The 16,599-nt window shown below is 59.7% G+C and carries 14 protein-coding genes; 7 read left to right on the top strand and 7 right to left on the bottom strand.

Going from position 1 to position 16,599, the window contains the following annotated elements:
* The first annotated feature begins 24 nt into the window (after nucleotides 1-24).
* The 5 genes from HSW_RS21590 (at nucleotide 25) to HSW_RS21565 (ending at nucleotide 4,533) form a co-directional block, all read left to right on the top strand.
* A complete protein-coding gene (locus HSW_RS21590) occupies nucleotides 25-273 on the top strand; it encodes a 4a-hydroxytetrahydrobiopterin dehydratase (RefSeq protein WP_044003829.1) in 249 nt (82 codons plus the stop codon).
* A 78-nt stretch (nucleotides 274-351) separates the two neighbouring features.
* A complete protein-coding gene (gene rsmI / locus HSW_RS21585; RefSeq protein WP_044005403.1) occupies nucleotides 352-1,092 on the top strand; it encodes a 16S rRNA (cytidine(1402)-2'-O)-methyltransferase in 741 nt (246 codons plus the stop codon).
* Nucleotides 1,067-2,764 carry an apolipoprotein N-acyltransferase gene (gene lnt / locus HSW_RS21580; protein ID WP_155833100.1) on the top strand — a complete coding sequence of 566 codons (1,698 nt, stop codon included), beginning with the start codon at nucleotides 1,067-1,069 and terminating at the stop codon, nucleotides 2,762-2,764. Before rsmI ends, lnt begins: the two co-directional genes overlap by 26 nt.
* 91 nt (nucleotides 2,765-2,855) lie before the next feature.
* Complete coding sequence (locus HSW_RS21575) at nucleotides 2,856-3,650, top strand: inositol monophosphatase family protein (RefSeq protein ID WP_044003827.1); 795 nt, start codon at nucleotides 2,856-2,858, stop codon at nucleotides 3,648-3,650.
* A gap of 538 nt (nucleotides 3,651-4,188) precedes the next feature.
* Nucleotides 4,189-4,533 (top strand): hypothetical protein, encoded by a 345-nt coding sequence (locus HSW_RS21565; RefSeq protein WP_044003825.1) that lies wholly within the window; start codon nucleotides 4,189-4,191, stop codon nucleotides 4,531-4,533.
* 92 nt (nucleotides 4,534-4,625) lie between these two features.
* Here the strand turns inward: HSW_RS21565 and HSW_RS21560 are convergent, their stop codons facing one another.
* The 7 genes from HSW_RS21560 to radA form a co-directional block, all read right to left on the bottom strand.
* On the bottom strand, nucleotides 4,626-5,600 hold the full coding sequence (locus tag HSW_RS21560) for a hypothetical protein (RefSeq protein WP_044003824.1): 975 nt from the start codon (nucleotides 5,598-5,600) through the stop codon (nucleotides 4,626-4,628).
* Nucleotides 5,601-5,734: 134 nt separating this feature from the next.
* Nucleotides 5,735-6,352 carry a helix-turn-helix domain-containing protein gene (locus tag HSW_RS23255; RefSeq protein WP_052346735.1) on the bottom strand — a complete coding sequence of 206 codons (618 nt, stop codon included), beginning with the start codon at nucleotides 6,350-6,352 and terminating at the stop codon, nucleotides 5,735-5,737.
* A 217-nt stretch (nucleotides 6,353-6,569) separates the two neighbouring features.
* Complete coding sequence (locus HSW_RS21550) at nucleotides 6,570-7,592, bottom strand: SPASM domain-containing protein (RefSeq protein ID WP_044003823.1); 1,023 nt, start codon at nucleotides 7,590-7,592, stop codon at nucleotides 6,570-6,572.
* 114 nt (nucleotides 7,593-7,706) lie between these two features.
* Entirely contained in the window at nucleotides 7,707-8,114 is a 408-nt protein-coding gene (locus HSW_RS21545; protein WP_044003822.1) for a T9SS type A sorting domain-containing protein, read from the bottom strand.
* Between the two features lie 228 nt (nucleotides 8,115-8,342).
* Entirely contained in the window at nucleotides 8,343-8,888 is a 546-nt protein-coding gene (locus HSW_RS24470; RefSeq protein WP_155833099.1) for a hypothetical protein, read from the bottom strand.
* 276 nt (nucleotides 8,889-9,164) lie between these two features.
* The gene (locus HSW_RS21540) at nucleotides 9,165-10,619 is read right to left on the bottom strand and encodes a TlpA family protein disulfide reductase (protein ID WP_044003821.1); all 1,455 of its coding nucleotides are present in this window, start codon (nucleotides 10,617-10,619) and stop codon (nucleotides 9,165-9,167) included.
* A gap of 289 nt (nucleotides 10,620-10,908) precedes the next feature.
* Entirely contained in the window at nucleotides 10,909-12,297 is a 1,389-nt protein-coding gene (radA, locus tag HSW_RS21535) for a DNA repair protein RadA (RefSeq protein WP_044003820.1), read from the bottom strand.
* Nucleotides 12,298-12,842: 545 nt separating this feature from the next.
* Between radA and HSW_RS23250 the strand changes: the two genes are divergently transcribed.
* Nucleotides 12,843-14,999: a lectin-like domain-containing protein gene (locus tag HSW_RS23250; RefSeq protein ID WP_081768553.1), complete on the top strand. Its 2,157-nt coding sequence runs from the start codon at nucleotides 12,843-12,845 to the stop codon at nucleotides 14,997-14,999.
* A 143-nt stretch (nucleotides 15,000-15,142) separates the two neighbouring features.
* A complete protein-coding gene (locus HSW_RS25020; RefSeq protein WP_044003819.1) occupies nucleotides 15,143-16,534 on the top strand; it encodes a sensor histidine kinase in 1,392 nt (463 codons plus the stop codon).
* The last annotated feature ends 65 nt before the right edge of the window (nucleotides 16,535-16,599 follow it).

Genomic DNA, 16,599 nt, shown 5'->3' with positions numbered 1-16,599 from the left:
CAACCGCCAACCCTGCCCTGCATCATGTGGACTGAAATCGACAACGCCCTTACCCGCACCTTCCGCTTCCAGGATTTCAAGATGGCCTTCAGCTTTATGAGCGACGTGGCCGAGGAAGCCGAGTACCAGGAGCACCACCCATGGTGGAGCAACGAGTACAACGTGGTGAGCTTCCGCCTATGCACCCACGACGCGGGCAACACCGTCACCGACAAGGACCACACCCTGGCTGCCGCTATTGATAAGCTGGCTGCCGAGTACGGGGGAAATTGAGTTGCCCGTTGTTCGTTGTCAGAATTCAGCCCCGACAACTGGCAGCTGGCAATTCACAACTCAGCTACCTTTGTGGCTATGGCTGACGCTCCCAAAACTCTGTTGTACCTCGTGCCCACGCCCATCGGCAACCTGGAGGACATTACCCTGCGCGCCATTCGGGTGCTGGGCGAGGTCGATATTGTACTGGCGGAGGACACCCGCACCAGCGGCCGGCTGCTACAACACCTGGGCCTGAAGAAATCCATGCTCAGCTACCACCTCCACAACGAGCACCAGCAGGTGCAACGCCTGCTGGTGCGACTGGAGCGCGGCGAAACCATGGCCCTGGTATCCGACGCGGGCACGCCCGGCATTTCCGACCCCGGCTTTCTGCTGGTGCGCGAGTGCCTGGCCCGGGGCCTGCGGGTAGAGTGTCTGCCTGGGGCCACGGCCTTTGTACCGGCGTTGCTGAAGTCAGGATTCGGGGCCGAGCGGTTTACGTTCGAAGGGTTTCTGCCAGTGAAGAAGGGCCGCCAGACGCGCCTGCAGGAACTCGTGCACGAGCACCGCACCATGATTTTCTACGAGTCGCCGCACCGCATTGTGAAAACGCTGGAGCAGCTGGCCGCTGTGCTGGGTCCTGAGCGGCCGGCTTCCGTGAGCCGGGAGCTGACCAAGCTATTCGAGGAAACCATTACGGCACCGCTGGCTGAGCTGGCCGCCAATTTTGCCGCCCGCGCTGCCATCAAGGGTGAGATTGTGCTGGTGGTGCAGGGCCGCGAAAAAGAAGAACGCATTAAGCAAGACCGGTATGCCGATAACGACCGTGACGAATAAAGTAACTTCCGCGCTGCCCCCCGCAACCGGCCGCGCCGGCTGGTTGCCGCTGCTGCTGGCCGTGCTGGGCGGGGTACTGCTTTGGCTGGGGTGGCCGGTGCACCCGGCCGCGCTGGCGGCGGTGCTGCTGGTGGCCTGGGTGCCCTACCTCTACCTCGAACACCACCTCACCCGGCAGGGAGCCGGCAACGGCAAGGTGTGGGCCTACTCCTATTTGCTGCTGCTGCTCTGGAACCTGTTCACTACGTACTGGGTGAGCTACAGCACCCTAGCCGGGGGTATTACGGCCGTTATTGCCAACGCTCTGCTTATGAGCCTGCCGCTCACGGCGTTCCGGCTCACCAAGCGCCACTTCGGCCCGAAGCTGGGCTATTTGTCGCTGCCCATTTACTGGATTGCCTTCGAGCAGCTGCATCTGCACTGGTTCCTGACCTGGCCCTGGCTGACGCTAGGCAACGGCTTTGCCCAGGCCAACCAGTGGGTGCAGTGGTATGAGTATACCGGTTTTCTGGGTGGCTCGCTCTGGATGTGGGTAGTGAATTTGCTGGCGTTTTTTGCCTTCCGCAATTACCGGGCGGGCGGCCATTCGGGTGTCGTACCCTTGTCCCGAGTGCAGCTCCAGCGGCTGATACTCCTGCCGCTGCTGGCAGCACTATTGCCCATCGGCCTGTCATACTTTATAGGAAGCAGATATCAGGAAAAGGGGGCGAAGGCGGAAGTGCTGGCGGTGCAGCCCAACGTGGACCCGTTCGAGGAGAAGTTTGAGGGCGGTTCCCGCTTTATCTCGCACGATGAGCAGCTTACGCGCCTGCTCACCCTCACCGAGCAGCACCTCACGCCCCAGACCAAGCTCGTACTCTGGCCCGAAACCTCCCTCGACGAAACCTACTTCGAGGCCGGCTTTGAGGGCTACCCCAAGGTGCAGCGGCTCCGCCAGTGGCTGGCCCAGCACCCGGGCGTGGAACTGATAACCGGCCTGACCACCGTGCAGCAGTACGGCTCCGATAAAGCCAACGCCAGCCCCACGGCCCGCTTCCGTCAAGACCTGGGCTATTACGACGTGTTCAACGCGGCTATTCACTTGCCTGGCACGCCCGGCCGGCCGCAGTTCTACCACAAGAGCCGGCTGGTGCCGGGCGTGGAGGGTGTGCCGCCGTGGCTGTCGATGTTCGTGATTGATCTGGGCGGCGCGGCCGGCGGCCTGGGCTCCCAGGCGGAACGCACAGTGTACCCCACGGCTACTCCCGGTTTGCAGGTAGCCCCGGTTATCTGTTACGAATCGGTGTACGGCGACTTCGTGAACCAGTACGTGCAGCGCGGGGCCACGCTCATTGGCATCATCACCAACGACGGCTGGTGGTCCGATTCGCCGGGACACTTGCAGCACTTGCAGTACGCCACCCTGCGCGCCATTGAAACCCGCCGCGACGTAGCCCGTTCAGCCAACACCGGCATATCAGGCTTCATCAACCAGAAGGGCGAAATCACGCAGCAAACCGGTTGGTGGGTGCCCGCCGTGAGTCGGGCTACCGTCCACCTGAACACGGAGCTGACGTTCTACGTGCAGCATGGCGAGCTGATCGGGCCCGCCTGCCAGGTGCTGGCGGTGCTGTTGCTGCTGCTCACGCTGGCCCGTCTGGCGTTGAACCGGCGACGCATAACTGCAGCCTAGCTTCGGCATCTACGGGCCGAAACAGCTCGGCGTCCTCTGCGGGCTAAAAACACTTGCTCGCCGGAGGTCTTTTTCTGACACTTTCTTTCTCATGGATTACAATCAACTCAGCTTTCAGCTCGCGGCCGTAACGCGCCACGCGGGCCAGTTCATCCGCCAGGAGGCGGCCACTTTCAACCGCAGCCACATCGAAATGAAGGGCGTCCACGACCTGGTGTCGTACGTGGATAAGGAAACCGAGAAGCTGCTGGTGGCCGGCTTGCGCGAGGTGCTGCCCGAGGCCGGCTTCATCACGGAGGAAGGCACCGAAGGCGCTGACCGCGCCGAGGAGTTCAACTGGATTATCGACCCGCTCGATGGCACTACCAACTTCGTGCACGGCTTGCCGGTGTACTGCGTGAGTGTAGGCCTCGTCCGGGGCCAGGAACTGGTAGCCGGCGTGGTGTACGAGGTAGTGCGCGACGAGTGCTTCCGGGCCGCCAAAGGGGCCGGGGCGTTCTGCAACGAGGTGCCCATTCACGTATCCGACGTGCCCGATCTGAACAGCTCGCTCATTGCCACCGGCTTCCCCTACACCGATTTCGGGCTGATGGATGACTACCTGCAGGTGCTGGGCTCGTTCATGCGCCGCTCGCACGGGGTGCGCCGGGTGGGTTCTGCCGCCGCCGACCTGGCCTACGTGGCCGCCGGCCGCTTCGAGGGCTTCTTCGAGTTCAACCTCAACTCTTACGACGTAGCCGCCGGCATCCTGCTGGTGCGCGAAGCCGGGGGCCGCGTCACGGAGTTCTTGCAGGACGGCGACCCGCTGTTCGGCCGCGAAGTGGTAGCCAGCAACGGCTTGGTACACCAAGAAATGCAGGACACCATCCGCGAAGTCTGGAAGTAAGGACTGGTAGAGCGTCATGCTGAGCGAAGCCGGAGGCGAAGTAGAAGCATCTCTACCGCTTCTTTGCCAGACTATTCAAACGAAGCGGTAGAAATGCTTCGACAAGCGGACGTCAGATGAAGCATGACGCTCTATTGAGTCCGGATAGCCATAAAAACCAGCCCGGCGCAAACCAAAACCTGTTCGTCGTAGTTTTGTGACCATCATGTGGATACAGTATCTCATCATCGCACTGCTCTTTGCCGGGGCTGCGTTCTATGTAGGGCGGATTTTCTGGCGGGCTTTTTTTGATAAGAGTGCCGCCGGCTGCGCTAAGGGCTGCGGCGGAGCTTGCTCTACCATTGACGTGGATCGGCTGCAGCGAACCATCGAGCTGGCTGCTGCCCGGGAAACAAAAGCGTCGTAACGGCACGATATTCTTGTCTTCGGATATAACCTGCCCCCGTACTGGCTACGTATAGCCGGCACGGGGGCTTTCCGTTGGCAGGCCCGCCGCTGATCTGACATCCTTCCTATTCCCTACCAAACGCCCCTCATCATGCAAGACAAAGAAGAAGAACGCTCGCTCGTGAATGTAGAACGCCAGCTCAACAAGGATGGCTTCACGGCCGACTTCCGCGTTACCGATGGCCGTTTGCATACCATCGATAACGACCGGAGCAAAGGCTACACGCCCAACGAAGTAACTATCGTGGATTTCTACCGCTTCGAGGGTGAAAGCAACCCCGACGATATGTCGATTCTCTATGTCATTGAAACCGCCGACGGCGTGAAAGGCACCATCTCTTCCGCCTACGGCACCTACGCCGATGCCGACGTGGACGAATTTCTGAAAACGGTAGAGGACCTGGGTAAAAACCTGACCAAGCCGAAGCATAAGTAAACACCTTTTTCAGGTGAAAAAATGAAAAAGCGCGACGCAACGGAAGTTGCGTCGCGCTTTTTTGGTGGGGCCCATCTTGCACAGCTTTGCTGCTACCGCACCAGTCCGAACCGCTGATGGCTCACATCCACCACAATAGTATGCTGGTTGAAGGGCCGGTTGCCCAGCATACCACCCATGCCGGAAAAGCGCATCAGCAGGCTTTCCATCAAGCTGGTGCCTTCAATGTACGTGACGGTTTGCAGGGGCAGTGCCACCGCGCCCAGCTGCAAAGCAGCCGCCGTAGCTATGGTATGCGAAGTGAGCGTGCGGCCCATTGAATTGACGGCGGAAGTACGGGCTAGGGCCTGGGGACGAGCCATTTGCTGCCACGTAGCCTGGCTAGTGAGGAGAGCAAATGCGCTGCTGCCCGAGTCAAACAGCAGCGGCTTGGTTTCCCCGGCCACTCCGGCACTCAGCATGATTCGGCGGCTGTCAAAAGCCAGGGGCACGAACTCCGTGCGGCGGCTCAGGCTGTCGGGAAACTGAGCTTCGAGGCTGAAACGCTGACCAGGGTAGTCGAGTACAAGGACCCGGTTCTCCAGCACGTCGGCCCCCAGGGTACCAATGATGAACGGGGCGGTACTGTCGGCGGGCAGCTGGTGCGCACCGTAGGTCAGTACGCGCATCCGGCGGGCCTGCACCTGGCTTTGGCCCAGTGCGAAGCGGAAGTTATGGAGAGTATCGGCCTGGGGTAGCAGGTACTGGCGGGTGTCGGGGTAACGGGCCCGTAAAGCGGCCAGCGGATGGGTATAGAGTAGGGAGGTAGGAGCCCCGGTATCGAACTGCAGGTAACAGGTGCGGGCACAGCCGGGCAACGACACGGGCAGCAACAACGCTGCCTGGGCCACCACGGGTCGGGCTGAGCTATCGGCCTGCCACACGAAGGTGCAGGTGGCAGGCAGCCCCGCAACGGCCAGCTGGTTGGGGGCCGGCTCAAACTTTTTCCGCATGTAAAAGTAGCCGCCCACGCCACCAAGCAGTAGCAGGGTAAGGATAACGAGCAGGACGTTGCGAAGGAGTTTCATGGCGCACTAAGTGAGGAGTGGAGTACATCTCAAACATAGCTGCCTTGCACTGTTACCCCGTGCGTCATTCCTCCGTCATTTAGCCGCCGTTTGAAGCAATTTATTGACAATAAGAACGTTGTGCGTGGATGTTGCTATAGCCGAAACCGGTAGATATCCAGGTGGCCCTGGCGTAACTGCCAGCCATAGTAAATCACCACCCCCAGGTTGAGCAGATAGGAACCGATGAAAACGCCCACGTACAGCCCCGGTATAAAGGTATGGAAGGCATGCGCCACCACTTGCACCAATCCGGCCAGTAGGTATGCCAGAAAGCAGCCCACCTGCCACAGAATCTGAAAGCCCAGCACGCGCCGCCCGACTTCGGCGGCGTGCTCCACCTCGTGGCGGTGCTTTCGCCAGAGCAGCCATGGCACCACCAGGTTCAGCAGTGGCAATACCAGAAAGCTCAGCGCACTCAGGTTCAGTAGCTGCAGAAACTGCGGATCGGGGAGCGTGGAGGGTGCTGCCGTGATAGGCAACGGGGCAGCTGTTTCAGCAGCCGGAGCGGCGGCTTCGGGCTCCGGCCGGAAGGCTTCCAACGGCACATCGAGGGCGGTAGCCAGGGCCTGCAGCGTGTAGCCGCGCGGCACTGTGTCGCCCTGCTCCACCCGCTGAATAGTGCGCAGACTCACGCCCGATTGCTCAGCCAGCACTTCCTGAGAAAGGCCTTTGCTCTTGCGGATGGCCAGAATACGGGCAGCTGAAAACATAGCGCGGCGGCAGTGGAAAAGGCGAAATCGGAAAAGGTGAAATTGGGAATATTTCCTCAGTCGTATTCACCAGCCGAAATCAACCTGCCCGGCTACGGTTCACCGGCCTTGCTGTACTACTGCAACGTCAGCACACAGGATTCCTCAACAGGCTCGCAATGACGTACTGTTCGCGCACTGTCCACACTCACCATTGCACTACTTCACAATCTCACCGCTACCCCCACACTTTGGTTCCCTCGGTGCAGTTGCGGCACATGTCAATCTGGTCGCGGCCCTTGAGCAGGGCGGCGCGGAAGTTGCGGTATTTACTGCCGTGCCAGAGCTGGCGGAAGGTCTGGGTTTTGAGGTCGCCGAGGCGGTACTCGGCATCCTTATCGAAGCAGCAGGGCACCACCAGCCCATCCCAGGTGATAACGCACGAGTGCCACATCTTCCAGCAATGGTTGAGCAGCCGGTTCTTGATGTTCCAGGTGCCGTCGCCCTGGTTTTCATAGCGCGAGTAGTAGTCGATGGTGGGAATGAGCGGGCTGCCGTTGTGGTAGTCGTAGATCTGGGCAGTTTTAAACCACACGTCGTCCACGCCCAGCTCCCGGGCCAACTCCTTTGCCTCCTCCAACTGGTGCTCGTTGGGCCGCACCACCAGAAACTGGAACACCACCCGCGGCGTCTGGCTTTTCAGCTCCCGCCGCCACTTAATCAGGTTGCGGGTACCCTCAAGCACTTTGTCGAGCTTGCCGCCCACGCGGTACTGTTGGTACACCTCCTGAGTGGTACCATCAAGGGAAATAATGAGCCGGTCGAGGCCCGATTCCACGGTACGGCGGGCGTTGTGGTCGTTGAGGTAGTGGGCGTTGGTACTGGTGGCGGTATAGATGCCCTTATCGGCGGCGTACTTCACCAGCTCCAGGAAGTTGGGGTGCAGGTACGGCTCGCCTTGGAAGTAGAAAATCAGGTACCAGAGCCGGGAGGCCACCTCGTCAATGGTTTTGCGGAACAGCTCATCGGGCAGCATGCCGGTGGGGCGCGTGAAGGAACGCAGGCCGCTGGGGCACTCGGGGCAGCGCAGGTTGCAGCTGGTGGTGGGCTCGAAGCTCAAAGCCACCGGCAGGCCCCAGTGGCGCGCCTTGCCCGTGAGTTTGCTCAGCACGTAGCCCCCTACCACTTGCGCCCCGTTCCAGAGGCGGCCGGGAGTAGCTTTTGAAAAGAAATTAAGTCCGTCGGTGAGTAAGGAGGCCATGCGGGGCTAAAGGTACGGGGCGCGGTGGCGAAACGAGCCACTGGCCCTAATAACCAAAGGCCCCCTCTTCGGTTCACGGGAAGAAGAGGCCTGTGGCTATTACAATAGCGTGGCCTACGGCCGCACCTGCACCGTGTGGCGCTCCTGCCGGTTGCCCTGGCCGGCGTGCAACTGGTAGAGGCCGGCAGGCAGCTCCCGCAGCGGCAGTTTCGCCTGGCCATGCTGGCTGCGGCCCTGATACACGCGGCGGCCCTGCTCGTTGTAGAGCACTACGTCGAACCCCGGCGCGGTGATGGCGCGGGCTGCTGGCGCCGGCTCAGTGGCCACTACGGTAGCCTCATCCCGGGCCGGGTTGGGGTACACAGTATAAGAAGGCGAATAGTCGCATTGAGTCACGGTAACCGGTAAGGTGCTGCCGGTGCTACCACAGGCATTGGTAGCCGTAATGCGTATTTCGCCATAGCCGGCTCCGTAGGTAAGAACTGCGAAACTGCCATCGCGGCTTAACGGCTTGTGACGCACCCGGCCAGAGGACGTAATGGTATAGGTAAGGGACGGGTCATAGGGCCGGACCTGATACGTAGCCGCCGGATCACAGCCGTCTATTTCATTTTGTCGAGGGGGCCCAGCAGCTGGTCGAGCTGTTGGCGGACGGGGTCAGCGGATTGGGCACGTACGAGCGAGCCACTCGCCCAGCAGAGGGCGAGCAAAACGAATAATTTTCGCATAGAAAATAAGGGGATAGAGGAATTAGAACTGGACGTCAAAGCGTCCGTCGGTAACGCGCAGCGTATCGCAGCCGGGCTCGTAGAGCGTGAAGGCAAAGCGGCCGGCCACAATGCGGGCCACCGGGTCGTAGCGCGTCAGTGTCAGCGTGCCCGTGCGGGTGTTGACTCCATCGTAGGAGCACCTGTCTGTGTTAGCTCGGACAGTAAATCCTACCCTTTGAGGTGGCGGAAATATCTGCGTTATTGACAGTATCTTATAGGTAGTCGTCAATATGCCGAAAGAAACAGTATCTGATAGCAGCAAACTGAGTGTCGACTTCTGCCCTTGACTTCTCATGTCAGCGCCGATTGACAGTTTATTAAGTGTAAACCAATCTCCACCAGTTTGATTTATACCCTTTGCGACATAAGGTTTGCCGTTGACCAGACAGCCGAAAGTGCTGGCCCCGGTCTGGGTGGCGGGGGGCAGTTCGGGCAGTGGTTCGGGAGCGGGGTCGCCCTCTTTGCAGCTGCTGCACTGGGTGAGCAGGGCCAGGGCTAGGTACAGGGGTGAGCGAATAAGTTTCACGGGGCGAAACGGGATAAAGGGGTAAGAAGGATGAGACAGGCCCGCCGCAGCGGGAGGGGCTAGCAATAGGTAGATAAGAGAAGCAGCGCAGTATGGCCAAGCTACGCGGCCGGGCGCAGAAAGGCAACCGCCTCGGTAGGAGCCACGGCCACGGCGGTGCGGGTGAGGTAGTGGCTCCGGGGGCGGCCAGAACTGTCTGTCTATCGTACACAAAACAGCAAAACGCCTTTCGCCGCAGGGCGAAAGGCGTTTTGAAGGCATAGTTTGAATACTGATTTACCGGCCCGTTGGCATGGAGCTGCTGTACGTATTGGCTTTGCCGAACGATTCCTTGATTTCGTCCACGGCGGCGCGGCTGCTCAGGCGCTTGGGCTTAGTGTTGAGGAAGGTGCCGTCTTCGGCCAGCAGGAAGTAGCTGGGCACGTCCTGCACGGCGTAGGCCCGGGCTACCGCCGAGCGAAGTCCGCCGCCCGACCGGACGTGCACGCCCGGTAGCTTCTTGCTGATAACCAGCTGCTTCCAGGCTCCTTCGTTGTCGTCGAGGGCCACGTTCAGGAACACGATGTTCTTGCCCTCAAACTTCTTGGCCAGCTCCGCCTCGTAGGGCAGGTCGCGCAGGGCCAAGCCGCTGGTGGTGCGCCAGAAGTTCAGGTACACCAGCTTTCCGGCAAAGTTCTTCAGGCTCAGCGTGTCGCCCTTGGAGGAAACCAGCCGGAAATCGGGGGCCGGCGAGCCGATGGCAAAGGCTTTGTGAGTTTCAAAATCCTGCCTCAGCAGCGGGTAATACTGATTTTTGGCATCTACCGCACGGAAATCCTCCAGCATAGCCGCCGACTGCTTTACGTGCCCAAACCGGAACGACTCTTTCAGCACCCGACCCATCACAATGGGTTTGGCCGGGCCAGTGAGCTGGTTTTTGGCCATATCGTAGCATACCTGGTAAAAGTCGGGGTCGGAGCGCAGCTTGCCGCTGCTGGTGGCCAGGTAGTGAATATAGTTGAGCAGAAACTCTTGGTACTGCTCGCTCTGCACCGCTGCCGGATTGTTGATCAGGGATTTGTCGTTGAGGAACTCGTAGTACGAGGGTGTCATTTTCAGGCGGCCCTCAGTAGCTACTACCTGTTCGCGCAAATCCTGAAACGTTAGCCGGTCATTGGCATAGCCGTAAGTGATTTCGGCCTTCACGTACTCCTTAAAAGCCGGCGAGAGTCCTTCGGAGCTTTCCTCCAGAAACTTGGTTTCCTCCTTCCGACGGTAGTCCAGAAAGGACAGGAACGGGGCTTCGTAGAACGTGATATTGTCGGGAAGAACCTGGAAACCATCGTTTTCCACGAACTTGTCGTCCATTTCCGTGAGGAAGGTATTGGCCTCCGCGCCTTTACCCTTATAGCGGACGGAACTGGCCAGGTCGGACCCTTTGAAGCGGACTTCCATCTGGTTGCCGGGCTCCAGAAACAGGTCGGTTACGTCGTCGCCGTACACCAAATCAGCGCGGGTGGGGCCGTTTACGGTGAGAGCCAGCCGGAATTCGCCTTTGCTGTCGAGGCGGGCATACGTAATCTGCTCTTTCACATCGAGCGGGTTCTCGCGCACCGAAACGGCCACGGTATCGGCCGTCCGGCCACTGACTTTGCCGGTCAGCACCACGGTACCCTGGGCCCGCCCCAATAGCGGGGCGGCCAGCAGCCCGGCCCATAACAGGGCGGCAGTGAGAGGAAATCTATAGGCCATCGGGGAGGGGCTTAGCAGGTTAGAAATCGGACCCTGCTTAACCGGAGGGCCGGTTTTCGCGCTACCGCGTCAGTTGATTCGCGGTAAAAGTCAATTCCTTATCCGAAGATACGCGGTAATGGTTGAGAAAGTCCAATCCGGCAGGTTACTTTTTTCGTAACCCGCCGGTCGATACCAAAGTTTTGAACACTTCCCGGTAGGCGACTGTACCGGCTATCTAAAAAATAGGGCTTTACCAGGATGCGTGATGCCCTAGCTCGATTTTCACCAACGCCACATCACGCCAGGTCTACCCAAACAAGCCCGTCAGAACCTCATCCAGGCGGCCCGCCGGGTGTACCCGGATACCGTAGCGCGCTAGGTCGAGGCCCTTGGCGTTGAACTGCGAAATGTACATTTCCGCAAAACCCAGCTTTTCCGCCTCGCTCAGACGCTGATCCAGCCGGCTCACGGCCCTGATTTCGCCGCTCAGGCCCACTTCCGCCGCCAGACAGATTTCGCCCCGGATAGGCACATCGTTGAGGGAGCTGACCACGGCGGCACACACGGCCAAATCCAGGGCCGGGTCTTCGAGGCGCAGGCCACCGGCAATGTTCAGAAATACGTCGTGCTGACCCAGGCGCAGGCCGCTGCGTTTCTCCAGCACCGCCAGCAGCATCTGCAGACGCTTACCATCAAAGCCGGTGGAGCTGCGCTGAGGGGTGCCGTAGGTGGCGGGCGTCACGAGGGCCTGCACTTCCACCAGCAGCGGCCGGTTGCCCTCCAGCGTGGCCCCGATGGCCAAACCGCTAAGCACCTCGGTGCGCTGACTAAGCAGGATTTCTGACGGGTTACTCACCTGCCGCAGGCCTGCGCCTTGCATCTCGTAAATGCCTAGCTCAGAGGTGGAACCGAAGCGGTTTTTGATGGTGCGCAGGATGCGGTAGGTCAGGTGCCGGTCGCCCTCAAACTGCAGCACGGTATCCACCATGTGCTCCAGAATCTTAGGGCCGGCAATGGAGCCATCCTTGGTGATGTGGCCGATGAGCAGCACGGGCACGCCGGTATCCTTGGCGTATTTGAGTAGCTCGGTGGTGCACTCGCGCACCTGGCTCACAGAGCCGGCCCCGCTTTCTACCAAGGTGCTGTGCAGGGTCTGGATGGAATCGACCACCACCACGTTGGGTTGGAGCTGGTCGATCTGACGGAAGATATTCTGGGTGTTGGTTTCAGTAAGGATGTAGAGACCCGGGTGCTGGCGGCCCAGGCGCTCGGCCCGCATCTTAATCTGCTGCTCGCTTTCCTCCCCGCTCACGTACAGAATACGCAACCCGTTGAGCTGCATGGCAATCTGAAGCATGAGGGTGCTTTTGCCGATGCCTGGCTCGCCCCCAATAAGCACCAGGGAGCCGGGCACGAGGCCACCACCCAGCACCCGGTTCAGCTCGTCGTCGTGGGTATTCAGGCGCGACTCCTCCTCGTACAGAATGTCGCCCAGCGGCTTGGGTTTGGCGGCTTTGGAGGTGGTACCCACTGAGGAAGAGGCCTTCCAGGCGTTGGCGGCCGTAGCAGTGTCGGTTTTCTCCACCACTTCCTCCACGTAAGTGTTCCACTCGCCGCAGCTGGGGCAGCGTCCAATCCATTTTGCGGATTGGGCGCCGCAGTTCTGGCAGAAATAAAGGGTTTTGACTTTCGCCATACCGGTAAGGTCAGAAGCAAGAAGGGAAAACTAAAGAATGCAGCACGCGGCCAAAAAGTTTGGCAAGAAACATCTTTTCCTTTTGTTGGCAGTCGTACCGGGGGCTGCACAAGTGCCTGCGCACACCTACGCACTTACCCCCGATAGGAGAGCTTACTGATAGAGGACAAGAGGATAGCCGTCGACCATATAGTTGTGCATTCATATATAGGTACGAACCGGAAACGGTTAGACTATACTACTATAATGATTGTCAACTGTATGAGGAACTAAAATTTGCTGGTTGGAGGTGTAGGCCTGTTGTTTGAGCCGATTTAGTGAGGCAAACCAGGTATGAGGGAACTTAACTGAGCTTTCTGGCTAAAAAATGAGCTGTATTTAGCTTGTTGGGCCGGTACAGCAGCAGGTTGCTTCCCTCGATTGGTATTCAATGAAATTGTATTTATCTGTTATGCGTGTTGTTACATATATTTGGTTGGTAGTTTTGTGCGCATACCACTGAATGTCAACTGTATCTGGTTTTGCCCGATACATCACCTGCTGTTATGCGCTTTTCTGCCAAACACACCTTCACCTACCTATCGGCTCAACCTCTGGCAGCTACTGCCTTCTCTTGGTCTCGTCGGCTGTTGCTACTGACTGGTATGGCCACGGCTTTTGCGGCGGCCCGGCCCCACCATACAAGTGCTCAGGCACTGTATAAAACCAACGGCGACGCTGTTGCCAGCACTACCTGCACCGGTGGCTTTACGCTTACTCCCGAGTTAGGCAACAAATCGGGCTCCGTGTGGCGGCTGCAGCAGATTACGCTGGCCAAGTCGTTTGTCTTCAATTTCTCCGTCTACCTCGGTACCCGGGATGGGAATGGGGGCGACGGGATGGTGTTTGGCCTGCAACGAAGCAATGTGGGCACCAACGCCTTGGGCGGCGGCGGGCAAAATATGGGTATGGCTGCTATTTCGCCATCCGTAATTGTGGAGTTTGATACCTATGACAACGGCACCGGCATCAACGACATAGCTGCCGACCATATCGGATTGGTGAAGAATGGCGACTTCGGTAATCCGCTTACGTTTACGAACTCAGCCGCCACAGCCGTACGAGCCACTCCAGCGGCCGTTGATGCCGGGGGTACGGCGCTTAACATCGAAAACGGCACGTACTACCCGGTTCGAGTAGCCTGGAACGTGAAGACCAAAACACTGCAGGTGTACTTTAATAATGTCCTGCGGGCCACATACTCTGAAGACTTCGTAGCTACGATATTCGGCAATAACCCATCGGTCTATTGGGGCTTTACGGCCTCTACCGGCGGGGCTCTCAATAAGATGGAAGCCTGCAGCCTGGCTTTCGATTACGACCAGGATACCGATGGCCTGACCGACAGGCAGGATGCCGACGACGACAACGATGGTATTGCCGATACGGCCGAAGCAAATAACGTGGATGCCACCGCCGATGCGGACAGTGACGGAGTGTTGAACTACCAGGATGCGGATTTTGGGGCGCTTAATGCCAGAGGTGTCGTGAGTACGCTGGACGCGGATGGCGACGGTATCATCAACCAGTTTGATCTGGATGCTGACGCCGACGGTATTCCGGATGTGGTGGAAGGCACTGATGGCCGCATGAGCAGCGGCTTCCGGGCCCTATATAGTGCTGCCGATGCACAATATACTCAGGCAGTAGATGCCGTAGGGCGGCCCCAAAATACAGCCTCTTATACTACCCTGCCGGATACCGATGGCGACGGTAAGCCCGATTACCTCGATACCAACACTGATAACGACGCAGTGCCGGACTGGATGGAGGCCTTTGATGATAACAACAGCGGCTACTCCTCTGATGATCTGGTAGTGCGGGCCGCTGCTTTTGTAACTGCCGGGGGTAACAGCACCTACTATCCTGCCACCGACGCCAATGCCAACGGTACCCGTGACTGGCTTGATGATACCAATGCCAACGGGATTCCCAATTTCCTGGACATCACCAGCCCATTCTACCGGGACACGGATGGCGATGGACTGGTTGATCTGCTGGATGCTTCCAACCTAGGAAAAGGCTACGCGGACGTAACCAGCTACCCCGACCGCAACAGCAACTCCGTGCCAGATTACCGGGACGCCGCCCTGGTAACCCCGCTACCGGTAGAGCTGGTATCCTTCACGGCGCGGGCTGCCGGCGCGCAGGCACAACTCGTTTGGGCCACGGCCTCCGAGGTGAATAACGCCTACTTCGTAGTGGAAATCAGCACCGACGGGCAGACGTTTGCAGCCCTTGCCGAAGTTGCCGGTAAGGGTACAACTACCCAGCGGCATGAGTACCGCTATACCGATGTCAACCTGGCTCGTTATGCAGTGGCTGTAGTGTATTACCGTCTGCGCCAGGTTGATACGAACGGGGCGGTGCAATTTTCGGCGGTGCAGACCCTGGTTGTCAGCAACCGGCGTAGCACCATGGTAGCCCTGCCGACGCCTTTCACTACCGAGCTTACGCTGCAGCTGCCACAAACTGTGGCTGGGACGGCTACGCTGGAAGTACTGGATGCTACCGGCAGGCCCCAACTGGTGCAGGCCGTAATGTTGCAGGCCGGCACTACCACATTGGTAGTACCGCAGGCAGCAACCTGGGCAGCGGGCTTGTATTTCGTGCGCATTATCCAAGGCCAGCAGCAGTATAGCGTCAAGGCTGTCCGTCAGTAAGCAGCGGCAGGTTGCCGTAGCAGCACAACCGCCAGCCCTTTCATAAGGCTGGCGGTTGTGCTGTTTACACAGTTTGTGGAGGCAGGAAAAAGTACATTGGCCCGTCAACCGACTGCATCGGTACGCTTGATTACCTTTCTGCCATGCTGCCTGCCTCACCTCTTACCCGCGTTACGGCCTTTGCCGGCCTGCCGCCCGAAACCCTGGCCTGGCTTGCCGCGCACGGAGAAATCCGCCGCTTCGCGCCCAACGAAGTCATTACCCGGGCCGGCGACGAGGCCGAGTTTATGATGGCTGTGCTGGCGGGCGGCCTGCAGTTTTACATGACCCACAACGGCAACCGGGAGCCTGTGTTTCGGGTGGAGGCAGGCAACATCAGTGGGGTGCTGCCCTATTCCCGGCTGCGCGTAATCCGGGGCGAGGGCGTGGCGGTGGGCGAAACCACGCTGTTTCTGCTGCACCGCAACAAGTTTCCGGAGCTGGAACAGGCCAGCCCCGAGCTGGTGCAGCGGCTGGTGAGCCTGATGAGCGACCGGGCCCGCCTGGAAGCCCGGGCCCAGGAGCGCGACGATAAGCTGCGAGCGTTGGGCAAGCTTTCGGCCGGCCTGGCCCACGAGCTCAACAACCCTGCCGCCGCCATTATGCGGGCCGCCGAGGTGCTGGCTACCAACCTGCGGGCGCGGCCGACGCTGTTGCAGCAGCTGGTGCAACACTGCCCCAGCCCCGAGGCCCTGGCCCGGCTCACAGCCCTGGCTACCACCGTTTACCCGCCTTCCACCCTCCCGGCCCTGGACCGCTCCGACGCGGAAGACGAGCTGGCCGACTGGCTGGAAGAGCAGGGCGTGCCCGATGGCTTTCAGCTGGCGGCGGGACTGTTGGATGCCGGCCTCCCGCAGGCTATCCTTCAACCGGTGCTGGCGGGGTGGGCCCCGGCCGCCCGTCCGGCCGCGCTGGCCTGGCTGGAAGGCCAGGTAACGGGGCTGCGGCTGGTGCAGGAATTGCAGGAGGCCGGCACCCGCATTACTACGCTGGTTACCAACGTGAAAACATACAGCCACATGGACCGGGGCCAGGATTTCGCCCCGCTCGATGTGCACAGTGGCCTGGACAGCACCCTCAACATGCTGGGCTTCGCGCTGCGCGGAAAAAACCTGCGCATCGTGAAAGACTACGCGCCCGATCTGCCGCTGGTGCAGGGCCAGGTCAGCAGCCTCAACCAGGTCTGGACCAACCTACTTGATAACGCTCTCGACGCGCTGCCGCCCGGCGGCGAAATCACCATCCGGACCCGACTGGAAGACGACTTCGTGCGCGTATTTATCATCGACAACGGCCCCGGGATTCCCGCCGAGGTGCTGCCCCGGATTCTGGAGCCCTTCTTCACCACCAAGCCCGCCGGCGAAGGTACCGGCCTGGGCCTCGATATTGCGCTGCGCATTGTGGAGCAGCACGGCGGCCAGCTGGAAGTCCAGTCGGAGCCCGGCCGTACGGAATTTGCCATCTGGCTACCGAAGAGTAACGGAATAGCGGAGTAACTGAGTAGTTGTTCTCTCAGGGCAACAGGTCCGGTATGGCTGGCAGCCGGTTACTTTGCCGTTGT

The organism is Hymenobacter swuensis DY53 (genome assembly GCF_000576555.1).
In the GTDB taxonomy this organism is placed as follows: domain Bacteria; phylum Bacteroidota; class Bacteroidia; order Cytophagales; family Hymenobacteraceae; genus Hymenobacter; species Hymenobacter swuensis.
Note: the sequence above shows the minus strand (reverse complement) of the source record. Positions and strands in the feature narration are given on the sequence as shown.